The organism is Plantibacter sp. MPB07 (genome assembly GCF_046619465.1).
Lineage (GTDB): Bacteria > Actinomycetota > Actinomycetes > Actinomycetales > Microbacteriaceae > Plantibacter > Plantibacter auratus.
The window spans coordinates 1,356,344-1,372,542 of the sequence record NZ_CP177043.1 but is presented as its reverse complement, the minus strand read 5'-3'; the positions used below and the strand labels follow the sequence as shown (position 1 = coordinate 1,372,542).

Sequence of the window (16,199 nt, the reverse complement as noted above, 5' to 3'; positions counted from 1 at the left end):
TGTTTCCGCCCGGTATTCTCATGAGATGGGACATGCCGGCTCGCCGACTGCTCGAGCGCTGCAGCTGCTCGAGTTGCTGCAGTCGGCGGAGATCCGCAGCGTGCCAGAGCTCGCCGAGCGGTTGGGCGTGGACGAACGGACTGTGCGCCGCTCCGTGCAGCGTCTCGTGGACATGGATGTCCCGATCGAATCGGTGCGCGGTCGCTACGGCGGGTACCGCCTCGGCGTCGGCCGACGGGTGTCGCCGATCATGCTCACTGATGAGGAAGCGGTCGCCGTCTTCCTCGGCTTGAGTGAGGCTCAATCGTCCTCGGACTCCCCGGACGTCGCAGCGCAGATCGCCCTCGCGAAGGTCCGGCGTTCCCTCCCGGCCGCATCCGTTGAACGCGTCGAGGCGGTCATGCGGGCCACAGTGCTGAGCCCGTCGCGCGTCCACGTGCCCGACGCCGGCGTCCTGCTCACCGTGTCGGATGCGCTCCGAGCGAGACGTCCCCTCGAACTTCGCTACCGCGACGCGGAGGACACGCCATCGCGTCGCACGGTGCATCCGTTCGACCTGCTCGTCCATGCCGGTCGTTGGTACCTGGACGCGTTCGACGTCGAGCGAGCGGAGGAGCGCACCTTCCGGGTCGACCGCATCCGATCGGCGCGGACGCTGCCCGGGGTCTTCCCAGGCCCGGTTGCTCGAGCGGAGCGCCCTCCACTCGTCGATCGCTTCGCGGGAGCGGACTACCGATGGCACGTCCGGTTGCGCATCCAGGCGAGCGTCCCGCGGATACGGGCCCATTTCCCGGAGAGCGTGGCCGTCGTGGAGTCGATCGAGGACGCACCTGCCTGGCATCGGGTCTCGATCCGAGCTAAACGCCTCGACTGGTTCCCAGCGGTGATCGCCGGGCTGGGAGATCATGCGGTGATCGTCGACGAGCCCGAGGATCTCCGCGAGCTCGTGCGCGCGACGGCGACGCGGATGTTCCGCATCGCTGGCGGTGCTGAGCAGCGGCCCGTCGCCGAGTAGCGCGCGACGATGCGGACCGTCTCGACGCGGGCGACCGGTGGCCTGGTCGACGCGATCGCCGCGGGCGCGGCGCGTATCGGGGCACTCGAACAACTGGCCGGCGGGGCAGACGCGGGCGCACCCACCGATGAGCCGCTCGGACTCGTCCCAGAGCCTCTGGGCGTCATCCAGGTTCCGCATCGGCGGACACAGGGGCGGGAGGAGCGCGGGGCGGCCGCCGATGGTCCGGACCTGGCCGTAGAACTCGTCGCTTCGTGCGGTCGAAGCCGTTGCGGCCATGAGCGCAGGCTGCGCGTCACTCGACACCGTGCCTGCGGCGCCGAGGCGTGAGAGCAGGGTGACCACGCGACGGGCTCCGGTGTCCCGCTGGCGACCCATGCCCGGTTGGGCGGCCAACAGATTGGTGGGGGAGAAGCAGGGGGGACAGGTTGCTGGAGACACCCCACCGGCTCGACGAGGTGTTCGCCCCTCGTGGTCGAACGCACGGGCTGGAGGACCGCGACGCCAGCCCGGGCGAGGTCGGTGGCGATGCTTCGACCGATGCCGAGGACCCTGGTCGGCGTGAGGACCGCTCAGCTCGCCAGCTGCCCCCCCCGCCTTGGGGGTTGTCGATGCCATGGCGCGGTAGGAGCATCAGCTGCATCGGAACCCATGGAGGTTCGAATGCGGAATCCAGAGGTGTGGCTCGCCCTTGTCGGCTTGCTCGGGGGTGTCGTCATTGCGGGTGCCCTCTTCGCGCCGATCGCAGCGATCATCGCCGGGGTCGGATTCCAACTCAAGCGGAAGGAACGGGGCATCGATCCAGGGCTGTTGCTTTTCAGCCTTGCTGCGATCGTCTTGGCGATCTTCATCTACCCGGCCCACTTCCGTGCCGTCGCCACGTGTGATGCGATCGCCGCAGGGGCTTCGAACTCGCCGCTGGAGCGACTACTCGATACACCCACGGAGCGGCGGATGGACGCACTGGAGGCAGGCTGCAACGATCTGCCGTTCTACGAGATGCGCGAGTACTGACCCCCGGTCTCGACAGCGTGCCGTTCAGCTCGTTGCAGGGAACGGGCGCAGCTCCAGGCGGCCGTTGCGGGCCATCGGGTGGCGGGCCGCGATGTCGATGGCCTCGTCGAGGTCGGCGCACTCGAGGATGTCGAAGCCCCAGAGCGTGTCGGTCGCTCCTGGGGTCGGGCCGTTGGTGACGAGGCGCTCGCCGGCGCGGACACGGACGCCGCGCGCCTCGCCCGGATCGAGCACGTCGCCGAGGAGACGACGTCCCGTCGTGTCGAGCTCCTGGACCCAGAGGTCGACGTCGGAGTCATCGGTGGGCTCGTCGGGCACCGGGTCCGTGAGGACGAACATCATGAATCGCATACGGTTCCTCTCATTCGACGCTCTCGAGAGCGCACTCGTGGTCGTTATCTGAGCTGGTTGACGACTGGTACTGCGCTCTCGTCGAGCCAGAGGGTGTCGATCGGGATCGACTGACCGAGGACGCGCTCCGCCGCCCGGTGGCCGGAGTGGAATGCCGCCGTCACCGTTGCGGGGTCGTCGGTCCACGTCGCCTCACCCGCGAGATGCAGGACGCCGCCGACCGGGGTCGCGAGGGCATCGTGGTCGTCCGTCGTCGAGCCGACGGTCATATAGGCGTAGGACCCGCGGGAGAACGGGTCGTCCTGCCACCGGGTGACGTGCACCTCCGTCGGCTCCCCGACGCGGTCGCCGTACAGGCGCCGCAGCTGCTCGAGGATCGACTCGACGACGCGCGACTCGTCCCAGTCCCGGATCTCCGCGGCCGTCGGGCCGGCGGCGAACGTCAGCAACGTCGGTGATCCGTGCGCCGTCGTGAGGTCGTACCAGGAGTGCCAGCGTCGACTCTCCGGGCCTTGCTGTCGAATCGCGTAGACGTCGTCGTCCCAGAATCGCCGCTCGAACCGGAGGAAGACCTTCTCGAACGCGTTCATCCGCAACCGGGCGAGCGCACCGGCGACCGGCTCCGGCAGCGGGGGATCGATCCTGATCTCCTCCGACTGCAGCACCCCGACCGGCACCGTCACCACAACCGAGCCCGCATGCAGCACCACCTCACCAGTCGGCCCCTGGGCGGTGACCTCGACGCCCTGTGCAGACCACCGCACATTCGTCACCACGTGCTCGAGGTGCACGTCGAGCCCCTCGGCCAGTTTCCGGGGGAGCACGTCGTACCCGTCGGGGAACACGACCTCGTCACCGTCGATCGCGTCGTCGTCGAGCCCGTGGGCCGCGAGGTCCTCGATCCACGCGCCGTACTGCTCCTCCGAACGATGCTCCAGGTACTCGCGGACCCGCTGCACCCGCTCGGCGTCCCAGTCCTGCAGCGCGAGCGCCGCCTCGGTCACGTCACGGTAGGACGCGTCCGGTGCGGACTCGGTGACGACACCGAGCAGCGTCGCGTCGAGGGCGTGGACGTCCTCGGCGAAGCCGCGAGCCTCGGCGTCCGACAGGCGCTCGCCGTCGGGTCCGTAGTACGCGATCGGCCGGCTGTCCGGCTGGTAGCCGCCGACGGTGAACTCGACCGTCCGCATGCCGAACGCGTCGGCTGCCGCGGCGACCGCACTGTCATTCACCCCGTGCACCCACGATGCGCCGAGATCGGTCACCTGACCGCAGCGACGCTCGGTCGACACCCGCCCGCCGACCCGGTCACGGGCCTCGACGACGACCACGGTTCGTCCGGCGGCCGCGAGGAGTCGTGCGGCGACGAGCCCGGCGACGCCGGCACCGACGACGACCGTGTCGAAGCGGGTGTCGGCTTCGGGCGTCTGCGCCGATGCCTCGTCCGACGCGCTCATCGCGGGTCGCCCATGTCGCCGGTGGCCGGTGTGCCGTCGATCCGTTCGTACCTGAGGTGGACCGTCCCTGCGGGGGAGGTGGTCGCCGGGCCGAGCAGGCGCAGCGAGGACGGCACGGTGCCGGTGGCGAAGACCCGCTTCCCGGTGCCGAGCGTGATCGGGTACACCCAGAGGTTCAGCTGATCGAAGAGTGCGTCGGCGAGCAGGGTCTGCACGAGGTCGAGGCTGCCGATGACGTGGATCTGCGCATGGCGCTCGCGGAGTGCTCGAACGGCCTGGGGGAGGTCCGGTCCGAGTTGCGTCGAGTTCCCCCACCCCAGCTCCCTCGGCTCGCGTGACGCGACGTACTTCGGCAGTCGGTTGAAGAGCCTGGCGATGCCGTCGTCCTGGCCACCCTCCTGGTGCGGCCAGTATCCGGCGAAAATGTCGTAGGTCCGGCGCCCGAGCAGGAGGGCGTCCATGCCCACCATGCCGGCGTCGATCTGCTCACCGTCGACCTCGTCGATGAGCGGTGCCTGCCAGCCGCCGAACGCGAACCCGTCACTGGGGTCCTCCTCCGGCCCACCCGGCGCCTGAGCGACGCCGTCGAGGGTCATGAAGAGGTCGATGTGGATGCGTCCCATGTCCTGCTCCGATCTGCTGCACTCACGATCCACCGGCCGGCAGGCGGTGTCAACGGCTGTCGGCTGAGAACGCACTGACGAAAGGGCATCGGCCGTGTCCTGGGCGAGTAGCGTTCGGAGTGGATCCGCTTGCGCACACCAGTGCACGGGCAGGACGTCGTTCGACAGATGAGAGGCATCACACCATGACCGATCTGGACACCATCCCCGTCACCACCCTCGACGGCCGGGACACGACCCTCGCGGAGTGGGACGGGAAGGCCAAACTCGTGGTCAACGTCGCGAGCCGCTGCGGCCTCGCGCCGCAGTACGAGAAGCTCGAGGCACTCCAGAAGGAGTACGCCGACCGCGGCTTCACGGTGATCGGGTTCCCGAGCAACCAGTTCCTGCAGGAGCTCGGCGACAACGAGAAGATCGCCGAATACTGCTCGGCCACCTGGGGCGTCACCTTCCCGATGATGGACAAAGTGAAGGTCAACGGCCGGAACCGGCACCCGCTCTACCAGGAGCTCGTGAAGACCGCCGACGCGAACGGCAAGGCGGGCAACGTGAAGTGGAACTTCGAGAAGTTCCTCATCGCGCCCGACGGCACCGTGCACCGCTTCCGTCCGACGACCGAGCCGGACGCCCCCGAGGTCATCGCCGCGATCGAGGAGAGCCTTCCCGCGTGACGCCGGGACGGCCGGGCGCGCTCACCGGTAGGTGACTCCGGTGAGCGCCTCGGCCGTCGTCCAGAGTTCGGCGGCGACGTGCTCGTCGCGGGCCGCCGAGGTCCGGTCGACGGGCTTCGGACCGCCGCGCATCTCGCCGAAGCCGCTCGGACCGTAGTAGCCGCCGGGCTCGACATCGGGCGACGTCGCCGCGTAGAGCGTCGGAAGCGCACCCATCTCAGCGCTCTGACCGAGGAGCCTGGTTCCCCACGCGAGGAGCGGACCCTGCGCGGACTCGGTGTGGGACTGGAGCTCGGTCGACGCGAAGCCGGGGTGTGCGGCCACGGACAGCACCGAGGAACCCTCCGCCGTGAGGCGTCGCTGCAGCTCGGCCGAGAACATGAGGTCGGCGAGCTTCGACTGGCCATAGGCGGACCAGCGCCGATACGTCCGGTTGCGCCAATCGAGATCGGCCAGGTCGATCTTGCCGGCGCGGTGTGCAGCACTCGACAGCGTCACGACCCGCGTGGTGATGCGGTCGATCAGGAGGCCGGTGAGTGCGAAGGGCCCGAGGAAGTTCGTGCCGATCTGCATCTCGAAGCCGTCGGCCGTGCGTCGTTCCGGAACCGCCATGACGCCGGCGTTGTTCACCAGCACGTCGACCCGCTCGACGCCGTCGGCGAATCGGCGGACGGACGCGAGGTCGGCGAGATCCAGCTGCCGCACCTCGACGTCGCCGGTCATCGTCGCCGCGGCCCGCGCGCCCTTGTCCGTATCGCGGCAGGCGAGGATCACGGCGGCACCGTGGGCGGCGAGCTCGCGGGCCGTGACCGCGCCGATCCCGCTGTTCGCGCCGGTCACGATCGCGACGCGGCCGTGCTGATCGGGGATGTCTGCTGCGGTCCAGGGGCTCATGAGGGCGACGTTACGCCATCACGATCTTCCGATTACACATATCGTTCACAGCTTCACCGATATATCGTTGAGCATCGTTCACGTACGACGAAGGAGAGCAATCATGGGTGGATTCCCAAGCGGTGGCGCAGGATTCGGTGGCGCCGGGTTCGGTAACGGCGGAGGCTTCGGCAACGGAGCCGGCTTCGGTACCGACGGCATGTGGCAGATGATGGAGCAGCTGCGTTCGAAGTTCGAGAAGAGCGCCGGCTCGCGCGTCGGCCGCGGCGACGTCCGCTCCGCCGTGCTGGCCCTCCTGGCCGAGCAGCCGATGCACGGCTACCAGATCATCCGCGAGATCGAGGAGCGCAGCGGCGGCTCCTGGAAGCCCAGCGCAGGCTCGGTCTACCCGACGCTGCAGCTGCTGTCCGACGAGGGCATCATCACGGCCGAGGAGTCGGGCGGCCGCAAGACCTACGCACTGACCGAGGCCGGTCGCGACGAGGTCGCCGAGTCCGGCGCATCCGCTCCGTGGCAGAACGCCGAGTCGTCCGAGCACCCCGGCTTCACCGCTCTGCCGAAGGCCGGCGTCGAGCTGGCCCAGGCCGCAGCCCAGGTCGGCCGCACCGGAACGCCCGAGCAGGTCCAGCAGGCCGTCACCATCCTCGACGAAGCTCGCAAGCGCCTCTACGCGATCCTCGCCCAGGACTGACCGAGTGTCGTCGACCGGCGGGACGCCCAGCGACTCTGCGTCCCGTTTCGGCGAGCTCCCCATGAGCGGGCGGGCCGGCGTTCCTGCCGGTCCGCCCGCTCACGGGCGCGCCCGGTACCGTCGCATCCTCCGCTTCGCGAGCTGGCACCTGGCCGCCGCCTGGTGGTTCGAGATCGTCCTGCCGCGGTTCGGGCTCATCAAGCTGACGGAGCGGACCCGCACGCGTCGGATGCAGAAGTTCGCACGACGGTTCCACGTGCTCGCCGTGGACCTCGGCGGCCTCATGATCAAGGTCGGCCAGTTCATGTCGTCGCGCCTCGACGTGCTCCCGCCGGAGATCACGAAGGAGCTCGAAGGCCTGCAGGACGAAGTCCCGCCCGTCGCCTTCCCTCGCATCCGCGCGCTCGCCGAGTCGGAACTCCGCGTGCCGCTCTCGCAGGTCTTCGCCGGCATCGACGAAAGCCCCGTCGCAGCGGCCTCGCTCGGCCAGGCGCACCGCGCCCTGCTCGCTCCGGCGCTCGCCGCGGACACGGGGCTCGACGCCGTCGTGCTCAAGGTCCAGCGGCCGGGCATTGACGAGATCGTCACCGTCGACCTCGCCGCCCTGCGCAAGGTGGGCGGCTGGTTGCGCCGCGTCCGGCTCGTCTCCGACCGCGTCGACATGCCCGCACTCGTCGAGGAGTTCGCCGCGACGAGCCTCGAGGAGATCGACTACCTCCATGAGGCCGCGAGTTCCGAGCGGTTCGCCGCCGACTTCGCCGGCGACGACCGCGTCTCCGTGCCCGCGGTGGTCTGGGAGCGCACGACCCAGCGCGTCCTGACGCTCGAAGACGTCACCGCCATCAAGATCACCGACGCGGACGCTCTGCGCGCCGCCGGCATCGACCCGGTCGACGTGGCGCCCGTGTTCGCAGCCGTCATGTTCGACCAGCTCTTCACCAACGGGTTCTTCCACGCCGACCCGCATCCCGGCAACATCTTCGTGACGCCCGTCGAGGCCACCCCGGGCGAGCGACCCTGGAAGCTGACCTTCATCGACTTCGGGATGATGGGCGAGGTCCCGCCGACCACGAGGCGCGGCCTCCGGAAGCTGCTCATCGCCGCCGCATCGCGCGACGGCAAGGGCCTCGTCGACGCGATCCGCGACCTCGGCGTCCTCCTGCCCTCGGCCGACACGACCGAGCTCGAGCGGGCCATGACCGCGCTGTTCGGACGCTTCGGCGGCATGGGGTTCGCGGAACTGCGCGACGTCGACCCGAAGGAGTTCCGCGACTTCGGCAACCAGTTCAGCGAGGTCATCCGCACGCTGCCGTTCCAGCTCCCCGAGAACTTCCTGCTCATCATCCGCGCGATCTCGCTCACCTCCGGTGTCTGCAGCGCCCTCGACCCCGAGTTCAACCTCTGGGACTCCGTCGAGCCCTACGCCGCGCAGCTGCTCCGTGACGAACGCGGCAACGTCGTCCAGGACCTCGGTCGCGAGGCACTCGACATCGCCACGGTCGCCGTCCGCCTGCCGAAGCGTCTCGACGCGGTCATCACGCGGGTCGAAGCCGGCACCGTCGCGACCACCAACCCGAGACTGGAACAGCGGATCGCGCGGCTCGACCGCACGACGGGCCGGGTCGTCTCGGCCGTGCTGTTCGCCGCGCTGCTCGTCGCGGGTGCCGTCCTCCGGGCCGACGACGCGGTGCTCGGCACCGTCTTCATGGTGGTCTCCGTCGTGCCACTCCTCCATGCACTGTTCTCGGGGCGCCGCGGGCGCTGACCCCGGCGAGGGGTCGTCGCCACGGCACACTCCTGACGCGAAAACCTGGATCAACGGTCCATAGGCCGGTCTCCGGCGCTCCAGCACACTTGCCTGAATCGATCGGGCAAGCACGAGGGAGCACCACCGGATGGAATCGTTCGACGTCGCGGTTGTCGGTATGGGAGCTCTCGGCAGTGCCGCCGCCTACCACCTCGCCCGTCGGGGCGCGAAGGTCGTCGCCTTCGAGCAGTTCGAACTCGGGCACGTCCGCGGCGCCTCGCACGACACCTCGCGGATCATCCGGACGTCGTACGGCGCTCCGCAGTGCGTGCGACTCGCGCAGTCGGCGTACCGTGACTGGGCCGACCTCGAGCAGGAGTCGGGCGAGCGGTTGCTCACCATCACCGGCGGGGTCATCTTCCTGCCCGTCGACGGGCCCTACTCGGCCACCGACTTCACCGCGGCGCTGGAGGAGTGCGGGGTCCCGCACGAGCTGCTGACGCCGGCCGAGGTGCACGCGCGGTGGCCGCAGTTCCGGATCCCCGAGAACGTGGAGACGGTCTACACCGCCGACACCGGCATCGCCCACGCGGCGCGCACCGTCGCGACGCTGCAGCTCCGTGCTCGGGCGCTCGGTGCGGACATCCGCGACCGCACCCGGGTCGACGCGCTGACCCCTGATGGATCCGGCGTCGTGGTGCAGACCTCCGGCGGCCCGGTGCGTGCCGGCAAGGTCGTCCTGGCCGCCGATGCCTGGGCCAACGAGCTGCTCGAACCCCTCGGCGCGGCGATCCCACTCGACGTCATGCAGGAGCAGGTCACCTACTTCCGCCCGGCCGACGCCGAGCAGCTCGATCGCGAGCGGTTCCCGGTGTGGATCTGGGAGGACGAGGAGTGCTACTACGGCTTCCCGACCTTCGGGGAACCGACGGTGAAGGCCGCACGCGACGTCTCGGAGAACCGCATGTCGCCGGCGGAGCGCACCTTCGTCCCGTCGCCGGAGCTCACCGGGCAGCTGGCCGACTTCATGGCGGACCTCGTGCCGGCGTCGGGCCCCCAGCTCCGCACGGTGACCTGCCAGTACGCGCTCACCCCGGACCGGAACTTCGTCCTCGGCCCGCTCGAGGAGCACCCGGACGTCATCGTCGCCCTCGCCGCCGGTCACGGCTTCAAATTCACGCCGGCCTTCGGACGCATCCTCGCGGAGCTCGCGCTCGACGGGGAGACGAGCGACCACATCGCGAGCTTCGCCCCGTCCCATGCCCGCAGCGCCGACCGCCTCTCACCGATGCCGACCTCCGCGAGCTGATCCGGAGCGGGCCGGTCCGAGTGCTGCAGGTTACCGTCCGGCCTGCAACTGCTCGCGGAGCTCGTCGAGGCGGACGGCGATGCCGAGCCGGAACATGCGCTCGTCCTCGCGCCAGGAGGCTCCGAGGACCTGGTCGAGCCGGTCGAGCCGCTGCAGGATCGTGTTCGTGTGGAAGTTCAGGGCGCGCGCCGTGCGGGTGGGGCTCGCGTTGTTCCGCACGAACGCGCGCAGCGTCCCGAGCAGGTCGGCGTTCCGCTCGGCGTCGTAGCGCCGGACGAGTCCGATGGTGTCGCGCAGGAAGTCCGCGAGCGCCCGCGCATCGGTGTCGAAGATCGCGGAGTAGGGCAGGAAGTCGTCGGTCGATGCGGTGAGGTCCGAGAGTTCCAGTGCGGCGATGAGTCTGGCGGTGCGCATCGCGCTGGTGAACGCGGAGGTGAGGGCGTCGGGTGCGGTGCGGGGCACGACGGCGACGACGGGTTGCTGGATGCTGCCGGCGACGTGTCGGCGGACGGCGTCGGCGTCGAGCGGCTGACGGCCGGAGGCGTGTGCGGCGACGACGTACCCGCGGTACTCGCCGACGAGCGCATGGTCGTCGAGTCGGCGGCTGAGCGCTCGGGCGGCGGTGGTCTGCTGGTCTCCGGGGACGGCGAGGAGGAGCAGGGAGTCGAGTTCGTGCAGGTCGATGCCGAGGCGCCTGGCGCGTCGTTCGACGTCGGATCGGCGTTCGGGCACGTCGTCGAGGAGGTCGGCGATGAGTTCGCTGCGGACCCGGTGGTCTGCGCCTGAAGCCGCCTCCTGCTGCAGTTCGAGGAGTGCCGCGACCTGCGCCGCGCGTTCGACGGTGCGGAGGTCCACGGCGCCGAGCTCGAAGTCGCCGTCACCGAGGATGAGGGCGCCGAAGTGCCGGCTGCCGGCGGACAGGGCGGCGACCGCTCCGACACCGCCGCTCGCGACCAGGACGCAGTGGCCCGAGCGACGGCTGTCGGTGATGGCCGCGCGCGTGACGTCGTCGAGGTCGAGCATGCCGGGGGAGAGCGGGAGACCGGCTGCCGCGATCACCCGGTCCTGCGCGTCGGTCACGGCGACCGCACGGCCGAGTGCCGTCGCGAGCGTGTCCGCGACGGGTGCGAATCCGCCCCCGGCGAGGACCGCCTGGACGAGTTCCTGGTGGACGGTGTTCGCCCGGTCGCGTTCGACGAGGTGGGCGGTGAGGTCCGCGAGGTTCCGTCGGCTGGCGTCCTCGGAGTCCTGCAGGTCGCGGAGGGTCTGCGTGGTCTGGAGGATCACCGAGGCGTGGTCCGCGAGCGCCGCCAGGAGCGCGACCTCGTCGGGGGAGAAGTCCTTCCGGTCGCGGTTGCCGACGAAGAGGACGCCGAGGACGTCATCACTCGTGAGCATCGGCACGCCGAGCAGGGAGACGAGCCCCTCCGCTGCGACCGCGTCGTCGATGCCCCGCTCGTGTCGATCGGTCGAGTAGTCGGAGTAGTCCGCGACCCATTGGGCCGTGCGCGATTCGACGACGACGCTCGCGAGCCCGCGCCCGGGAGGGACGCGCAGCGTCTGGAACGACGGACTGACGGAGCCACTCGTCTCGCGTACGCGCAACTCGTGGGTGACCGGGTCGAACTCGGACAGGTAGGCCAGATCGACGCCCATCATCTGGTGGGCGCGCTGGACGAGTCTGGCGAGCACGGCGTCGCTGTCGCGGAGCTCGGCCAGTTCGCGGGCGCTCGAGAACAGGGCTGAGAGCTCGTGCTCGCGGCGTCGCAGCCGGATCAGCTCCCGCTCGGTGTCGTGGGGTTCGGCGTCGACGAGGTCGGTGGCCGTTCGCACGTCGGCAGGCTCTCGCATCGGGTCTCCTGACTGGTCCCTCAGGAGTCTAAGGCGACGGCCGGTCCAGCGGGGTGTGGGATCCGCCCACACGATCGCCGATCCGCTGAGTCATCCGCCCATCGTCGTCGACGATCACCGCTCCTAGGGTCGTCTTGACCGCAGCACCGAGGATCCGGTGTCTGCCTGTACCGAAGGGCGACCCATGCCGAGAAACAGCCGAATCCAGGGGCTGCGCGACCACACGCCGGACGAGCGGCTCGACCTCGTCGCCGAGGGGGCCGGGATCGCGGCGGAGGCGCTCGCCGCACTGCGACCCGATGCCGGCCTGTCGATCGCCCAGGCGGACCACCTCGTGGAGAACGTCGTCGGCGTCATCGCCGTCCCGGTGGGTGTCGCGACGAACTTCACCATCGACGGCGAGGATCGACTCGTCCCCATGGCGACCGAGGAACCGAGCGTCGTCGCCGCGGCATCCAACGCCGCCCGCATCGCGCGCGTGCACGGCGGTTTCCGGACGTCGTCGTCGGGCGACGTCATGATCGCGCAGATCCAGATCCTCGACGCCGTCGACCCGCACGCCGCGCGGCTCCGCGTCCTCGAGGCCCGCGACGAACTGCTCGCCCTCGCGAACGAGCTCGACCCGATCCTCGTCTCCTTCGGCGGCGGCGCCCGCGACATCGACGTGCGGATCCTGCCGACGCGGGTGGGGACACAGGTCATCGTCCACCTCCACGTCGACGTCCGCGACGCCATGGGCGCGAACGCCGTGAACACGATGGCCGAGGCGATCGCGCCCCGCATCGCCGAGATCGCCGGATCGCGGACCCTCCTGCGGATCCTCACGAACAAAGCCGACCAGCGCATCACCCGTGCCAGGGCGGTGTTCGACGCCGACCTCCTCGGCGGTGCGCAGGTCGTCGCCGACATCGTCGCCGCGAGCGCGTTCGCCGAGGCCGACCCGTACCGGGCGGCCACGCACAACAAGGGCATCATGAACGGCATCACGGCCGTCGTCCTCGCCACGGGCAACGACACCCGGGCGGTCGAGGCCGGCTGCCACTCCCACGCGGCGCGGTCTGGTCGCTATGCGGCGCTGTCGCAGTTCGAGCAGGACGCCGACGGGAACCTCGTCGGCACGATCGAGGTCCCACTGGCCGTCGGGCTCGTCGGTGGAGCGACGAAGGCGCATCCGACGGCGCAGGCGGGCGTGGCCCTCCTCGGCGTCGAGACGGCTCGGGAACTCGCGGCGGCCATCGCCTCCGTGGGCCTCGCCCAGAACCTGGCCGCGTGTCGGGCGCTCGCCGCCGAAGGCATCCAGCGCGGCCACATGACCCTGCACGCCCGGACGATCGCGGCGAGCGCCGGCGCGACCGTGGACGAGATCGGGGCGGTCGCGGCGAGGATCGTCGCCGACCGTCGGATCCGGGTCGAGTACGCACGCGAGGTGCTCGACGAGCTCCGGGCGACCTCGGCATGAGCGGCCTGCCGCAGCCCCGGATGGAACCGGTGGACGGTCTCCCGACGCGGGTGCGCGTCTACGAGGTGGCGCCGCGCGACGGGCTGCAGGCCGAGACGGACACCCTGCCCACGGCGGTGAAGGCGGAGCTCTGTCGGCGTCTGTACGAGGCGGGGTCGCGGGACCTCGAGGTGACGAGTTTCGTGCCGGCCACCTGGATCCCGCAGTTCGCGGATGCGGAACGGCTCGTCGCGGGCCTCGACGTGCCGACGGGTGCGCGGGCGGTCGGCCTCGTGCCGAACCTGCGCGGCCTGCATCGGGCGATCGACGCGGGTGTCCGGGAGGTCTCCGTCGTCGTGAGCGCATCGGAGTCGTTCGCCAGGGCCAATCTCAACACCTCGCGCGAGGGTGCCGTCGAACGGGCCGAGGAGGTCGTCGCCGCCGCGACCGCGGAGGGCGTGCCGGTGCGCGGCTACGTGTCGATGGCGTTCGGGGACCCCTGGGAGGGTGCGGTCGATCCGGCGACGGTCGTCGAGGCCGCCGTGCGGCTGTACCGCGCCGGGTGTTCGACGGTCGCCGTCAGCGACACGATCGGGGTCGGGACGCCCGGGCTCACGACCCGGGTCGTCCGGGACGTGCTCGCCGCCGGGATCCCGGTCGAGGCGGTCGCGCTGCATCTGCACGACACCTACGGGCAGGGACTCGCCAACGTGTACGCGGCGCTCTCGCTGGGCGTCGCCGAGTTCGACTCCTCCGTGGGTGGCCTGGGTCGCTGCCCGTACGCGAAGGGCGCCACCGGTAACCTCGCAACCGAGGACCTCGTGTGGATGCTCCACGGGCTCGGGATCGAGACCGGGCTCGACCTCGGGGCCCTCGCCGCGACGACCGCCTGGTTGGCGCGCGTCCGGGGCGTCGCAGCCCCCTCGAACGTGGCGACGGCCCTGGCGGCCGCAGCGTCCGCGGTCGACACCCCGAGCACCGCAGGAGGCGGCAGATGAGGCACACCACCGAGTACGTCCAGGGCGACGTCGAAGCGGTCCGCGCGCTGGTGCGCGAGCACCCCTGGGCGACGGTCGTCAGCCACGTCCCCGGTCGTGGGCTCGTCTCGTCGCACTATCCGGTCCTGCTCGAGCAGGACGAGGACGGGATCGTGCTCCTCAGCCACGTCGGGCGGCCGGATGAGCGACTGCACGAGCTCGGTCAGCACGAAGCCATGGTGATCGTCTACGGCCCCCAGGGGTACGTGTCGCCGAGCTGGTACGACACGTCGCCGGCCGTCCCCACCTGGAACTTCGCGGTCGCGCACCTGTACGGGGTGCCCGAACTGCTCTCGGACGAGGAGAACCTGCAGGTGCTCGACCGTCTCGTCGCCCACTTCGAGCGCGTGTTGCCCGAGCCGTACCTGATGAACGGGACGATCGCGAACAGCGAGTACGCGGCACGCATCGTCCATGGGACGGTCGGATTCCGCCTGCGCGTGACCCGGTTCGAGGCCAAGGAGAAGATGAGCCAGGACAAACCGGCCGAGGTCGTCGAACGGGTCGTCACGGCGCTCGGGGAGCCGGGTCCGTACCGGAACCCGAGCCTCGCCGCCCGCATGGCGGCCCTCCACGGGCTCGACATGGGGACAGCTGCGCCGACCACCGACGACGGGACACCGGCACGGTGACCGCGACCGACCTCACGCTCCGGAACGCACGACCCTCCGGCGGCGAGCCCGTCGACATCCTCGTCCGCGACGGTCGGATCGCCGAGATCCGACCGGCCGGGACGGCCCCGGCGTCCGGCGAGGTCGTGGACGTCGCCGGACGCACGATCGGACCGGGGCTCTGGGACGCCCACGTCCACATGACCCAGTGGGTGATCCAGCGGCGACGGATCGACCTGACGGAGACCGCCAGCGCGGCCGACGTCCTCGCGGCCGTCCGTCGCGCGGTCGACACCGGTGCACCCCTCACTGACGGGTTCCTCATGGGGTACGGGTTCCGCGACGGCCTGTGGGCGCAGCCGGCGACGCTCGCCGCGCTGGAGGCCACCGAATCGGACGTACCCGTCGTGCTCGTCAGCGGCGACCTCCACTGCGCCTGGATGAACACGCGCGCCGCGCGACGACTCGGTCTGGACCTCGACGCGAGCGGGGTCGTCGCCGAAGCTCCGTGGATCGAGGCGCTGCAGCGGATCGACCAGCACTCGGGGCTCGCCGCGCACGCCTACCGGGACGCCGCCGACTCGGCAGCCCGACGCGGCGTCGTCGGGGTCGTCGAGTTCGAGAACACCGACAATCTCGGCGAATGGTCCGAGCGCATCGCGGACGGCGGGACGAGCCTGCGGATCGAAGCCGCCGCGTGGCCCGACCGTCTGGAGTCCGTCATCGCGGCGGGACTCCGCACCGGCGACGCGATCGACCCGGCCGGACTCCTCACCATGGGGCGGCTCAAGGTCGTCGTCGACGGTTCCCTCAACACGAGGACCGCCTGGTGCTGGGACCCGTATCCGGGCGTCGACCCGTCGAGTGCGCACGCCTGCGGGGTCGAGAGCGTCTCGGTCGACGAGCTCCGCCGACTGCTGGAACGAGCGAGGGGCGCCGGGATCGAGGCTGCCGTCCACGCGATCGGCGACCGAGCCAACACCGAGGTCCTCGACACCTTCGAAGCGCTCGGGATGCGCGGCGTCATCGAGCACGCCCAGCTCGTGCGCGAGCAGGACTTCGCCCGGTTCGCGAGCCTCGGGCTCATCGCGAGCGTGCAGCCCGAGCACGCGATGGACGACCGCGATGTCGCCGACCGCCACTGGAGCGGCCGCACGGGTCGCGCCTTCGCGTTCGGATCCCTGCACCGCGCAGGCGTCGGCCTCCGACTCGGCTCGGATGCTCCGGTCTCGCCACTCGACCCGTGGCAGGCGATCGCCTCCGCGACGAGCCGGAGTCGCGACGGCCGCGACGCCTGGCACCCCGAGCAACGGCTCCCGCTGGACGTCGCCCTGGCCGCGAGCGTCCGCACCTCGATCGCGGTCGGGCAGCCCGCCGACCTCGTCATCACGGACCTCGACCCGTTCGACGCCGACACCGAACGGCTGCGCTCGATGCCGGTCGCGGCGGCCCTGCTCGGCGGACGCTTCACCTGGCGCGCGATCTGATGG

The 16,199-nt window shown here is 70.7% G+C and carries 15 protein-coding genes; 10 read left to right on the top strand and 5 right to left on the bottom strand.

Features of this window, described 5'->3' with window-relative positions; genetic code table 11:
• The first annotated feature begins 25 nt into the window (after nt 1-25).
• Entirely contained in the window at nt 26-1,015 is a 990-nt protein-coding gene (locus ACLIME_RS06450) for a helix-turn-helix transcriptional regulator (protein WP_411558455.1), read from the top strand.
• 663 nt (nt 1,016-1,678) lie between these two features.
• Nucleotides 1,679-2,029 (top strand): hypothetical protein, encoded by a 351-nt coding sequence (locus ACLIME_RS06445; RefSeq protein ID WP_411558454.1) that lies wholly within the window; start codon nt 1,679-1,681, stop codon nt 2,027-2,029.
• Nucleotides 2,030-2,053: 24 nt separating this feature from the next.
• On the opposite strand, the gene ACLIME_RS06440 is transcribed toward ACLIME_RS06445, so the two are convergent.
• Genes ACLIME_RS06440 through ACLIME_RS06430 form a run of 3 tightly spaced genes read right to left on the bottom strand, consistent with a single transcriptional unit; the run spans nt 2,054 to nt 4,460 of the window.
• Nucleotides 2,054-2,380, bottom strand: coding sequence for a YciI family protein (locus tag ACLIME_RS06440; RefSeq protein ID WP_411558453.1), 327 nt, complete (start codon nt 2,378-2,380; stop codon nt 2,054-2,056).
• Nucleotides 2,381-2,424: 44 nt separating this feature from the next.
• On the bottom strand, nt 2,425-3,837 hold the full coding sequence (locus ACLIME_RS06435; RefSeq protein ID WP_411558452.1) for a flavin monoamine oxidase family protein: 1,413 nt from the start codon (nt 3,835-3,837) through the stop codon (nt 2,425-2,427).
• Entirely contained in the window at nt 3,834-4,460 is a 627-nt protein-coding gene (locus ACLIME_RS06430) for a dihydrofolate reductase family protein (RefSeq protein ID WP_411558451.1), read from the bottom strand. The genes ACLIME_RS06435 and ACLIME_RS06430 overlap by 4 nt, the downstream gene beginning before the upstream one ends.
• A 185-nt stretch (nt 4,461-4,645) precedes the next feature.
• On the opposite strand from ACLIME_RS06430, the gene ACLIME_RS06425 reads away from it, so the two are divergent.
• A complete protein-coding gene (locus ACLIME_RS06425; RefSeq protein WP_056005205.1) occupies nt 4,646-5,131 on the top strand; it encodes a glutathione peroxidase in 486 nt (161 codons plus the stop codon).
• Between the two features lie 21 nt (nt 5,132-5,152).
• On the opposite strand, the gene ACLIME_RS06420 is transcribed toward ACLIME_RS06425, so the two are convergent.
• Nucleotides 5,153-6,025, bottom strand: coding sequence for an oxidoreductase (locus ACLIME_RS06420; protein WP_411558450.1), 873 nt, complete (start codon nt 6,023-6,025; stop codon nt 5,153-5,155).
• Nucleotides 6,026-6,224: 199 nt separating this feature from the next.
• Here ACLIME_RS06420 and ACLIME_RS06415 point away from each other — a divergent pair, with 199 nt between their 5' ends.
• From ACLIME_RS06415 to solA, 3 genes are all read left to right on the top strand, one after another.
• Nucleotides 6,225-6,716: a PadR family transcriptional regulator gene (locus ACLIME_RS06415; protein WP_124769454.1), complete on the top strand. Its 492-nt coding sequence runs from the start codon at nt 6,225-6,227 to the stop codon at nt 6,714-6,716.
• Nucleotides 6,717-6,777: 61 nt separating this feature from the next.
• Nucleotides 6,778-8,481, top strand: coding sequence for an ABC1 kinase family protein (locus tag ACLIME_RS06410; RefSeq protein ID WP_411558449.1), 1,704 nt, complete (start codon nt 6,778-6,780; stop codon nt 8,479-8,481).
• A 130-nt stretch (nt 8,482-8,611) separates the two neighbouring features.
• On the top strand, nt 8,612-9,772 hold the full coding sequence (solA, locus tag ACLIME_RS06405; protein ID WP_411558448.1) for an N-methyl-L-tryptophan oxidase: 1,161 nt from the start codon (nt 8,612-8,614) through the stop codon (nt 9,770-9,772).
• A 30-nt stretch (nt 9,773-9,802) separates the two neighbouring features.
• Here the strand turns inward: solA and ACLIME_RS06400 are convergent, their stop codons facing one another.
• Entirely contained in the window at nt 9,803-11,605 is a 1,803-nt protein-coding gene (locus tag ACLIME_RS06400) for a GAF domain-containing protein (RefSeq protein WP_411558447.1), read from the bottom strand.
• Between the two features lie 202 nt (nt 11,606-11,807).
• Between ACLIME_RS06400 and ACLIME_RS06395 the strand changes: the two genes are divergently transcribed.
• The 4 genes from ACLIME_RS06395 to ACLIME_RS06380 are packed head-to-tail and all read left to right on the top strand — an operon-like array spanning nt 11,808 to nt 16,196.
• Nucleotides 11,808-13,082, top strand: a complete 1,275-nt coding sequence (locus tag ACLIME_RS06395; RefSeq protein ID WP_411558446.1) for a hydroxymethylglutaryl-CoA reductase, degradative — start codon at nt 11,808-11,810, stop codon at nt 13,080-13,082.
• Nucleotides 13,079-14,059 carry a hydroxymethylglutaryl-CoA lyase gene (locus ACLIME_RS06390; RefSeq protein ID WP_411558445.1) on the top strand — a complete coding sequence of 327 codons (981 nt, stop codon included), beginning with the start codon at nt 13,079-13,081 and terminating at the stop codon, nt 14,057-14,059. The genes ACLIME_RS06395 and ACLIME_RS06390 overlap by 4 nt, the downstream gene beginning before the upstream one ends.
• Nucleotides 14,056-14,730: an FMN-binding negative transcriptional regulator gene (locus tag ACLIME_RS06385; protein WP_411558444.1), complete on the top strand. Its 675-nt coding sequence runs from the start codon at nt 14,056-14,058 to the stop codon at nt 14,728-14,730. Before ACLIME_RS06390 ends, ACLIME_RS06385 begins: the two co-directional genes overlap by 4 nt.
• The gene (locus ACLIME_RS06380) at nt 14,727-16,196 is read left to right on the top strand and encodes an amidohydrolase (protein WP_411558443.1); all 1,470 of its coding nucleotides are present in this window, start codon (nt 14,727-14,729) and stop codon (nt 16,194-16,196) included. Before ACLIME_RS06385 ends, ACLIME_RS06380 begins: the two co-directional genes overlap by 4 nt.
• Nucleotides 16,197-16,199 lie beyond the last annotated feature (3 nt).

Bases quoted from the DNA above. Each gene is read 5' to 3' on its own strand.
- ACLIME_RS06450 (WP_411558455.1), top strand. From the start codon at position 26: ATGGGACATGCCGGCTCGCCGACTGCTCGAGCGCTGCAGCTGCTCGAG.
- ACLIME_RS06445 (WP_411558454.1), top strand. From the start codon at position 1,679: ATGCGGAATCCAGAGGTGTGGCTCGCCCTTGTCGGCTTGCTCGGGGGT.
- ACLIME_RS06440 (WP_411558453.1), bottom strand. From the start codon at position 2,380: ATGCGATTCATGATGTTCGTCCTCACGGACCCGGTGCCCGACGAGCCC.
- ACLIME_RS06435 (WP_411558452.1), bottom strand. From the start codon at position 3,837: ATGAGCGCGTCGGACGAGGCATCGGCGCAGACGCCCGAAGCCGACACC.
- ACLIME_RS06430 (WP_411558451.1), bottom strand. From the start codon at position 4,460: ATGGGACGCATCCACATCGACCTCTTCATGACCCTCGACGGCGTCGCT.
- ACLIME_RS06425 (WP_056005205.1), top strand. From the start codon at position 4,646: ATGACCGATCTGGACACCATCCCCGTCACCACCCTCGACGGCCGGGAC.
- ACLIME_RS06420 (WP_411558450.1), bottom strand. From the start codon at position 6,025: ATGAGCCCCTGGACCGCAGCAGACATCCCCGATCAGCACGGCCGCGTC.
- ACLIME_RS06415 (WP_124769454.1), top strand. From the start codon at position 6,225: ATGTGGCAGATGATGGAGCAGCTGCGTTCGAAGTTCGAGAAGAGCGCC.
- ACLIME_RS06410 (WP_411558449.1), top strand. From the start codon at position 6,778: ATGAGCGGGCGGGCCGGCGTTCCTGCCGGTCCGCCCGCTCACGGGCGC.
- solA (WP_411558448.1), top strand. From the start codon at position 8,612: ATGGAATCGTTCGACGTCGCGGTTGTCGGTATGGGAGCTCTCGGCAGT.
- ACLIME_RS06395 (WP_411558446.1), top strand. From the start codon at position 11,808: ATGCCGAGAAACAGCCGAATCCAGGGGCTGCGCGACCACACGCCGGAC.
- ACLIME_RS06390 (WP_411558445.1), top strand. From the start codon at position 13,079: ATGAGCGGCCTGCCGCAGCCCCGGATGGAACCGGTGGACGGTCTCCCG.
- ACLIME_RS06385 (WP_411558444.1), top strand. From the start codon at position 14,056: ATGAGGCACACCACCGAGTACGTCCAGGGCGACGTCGAAGCGGTCCGC.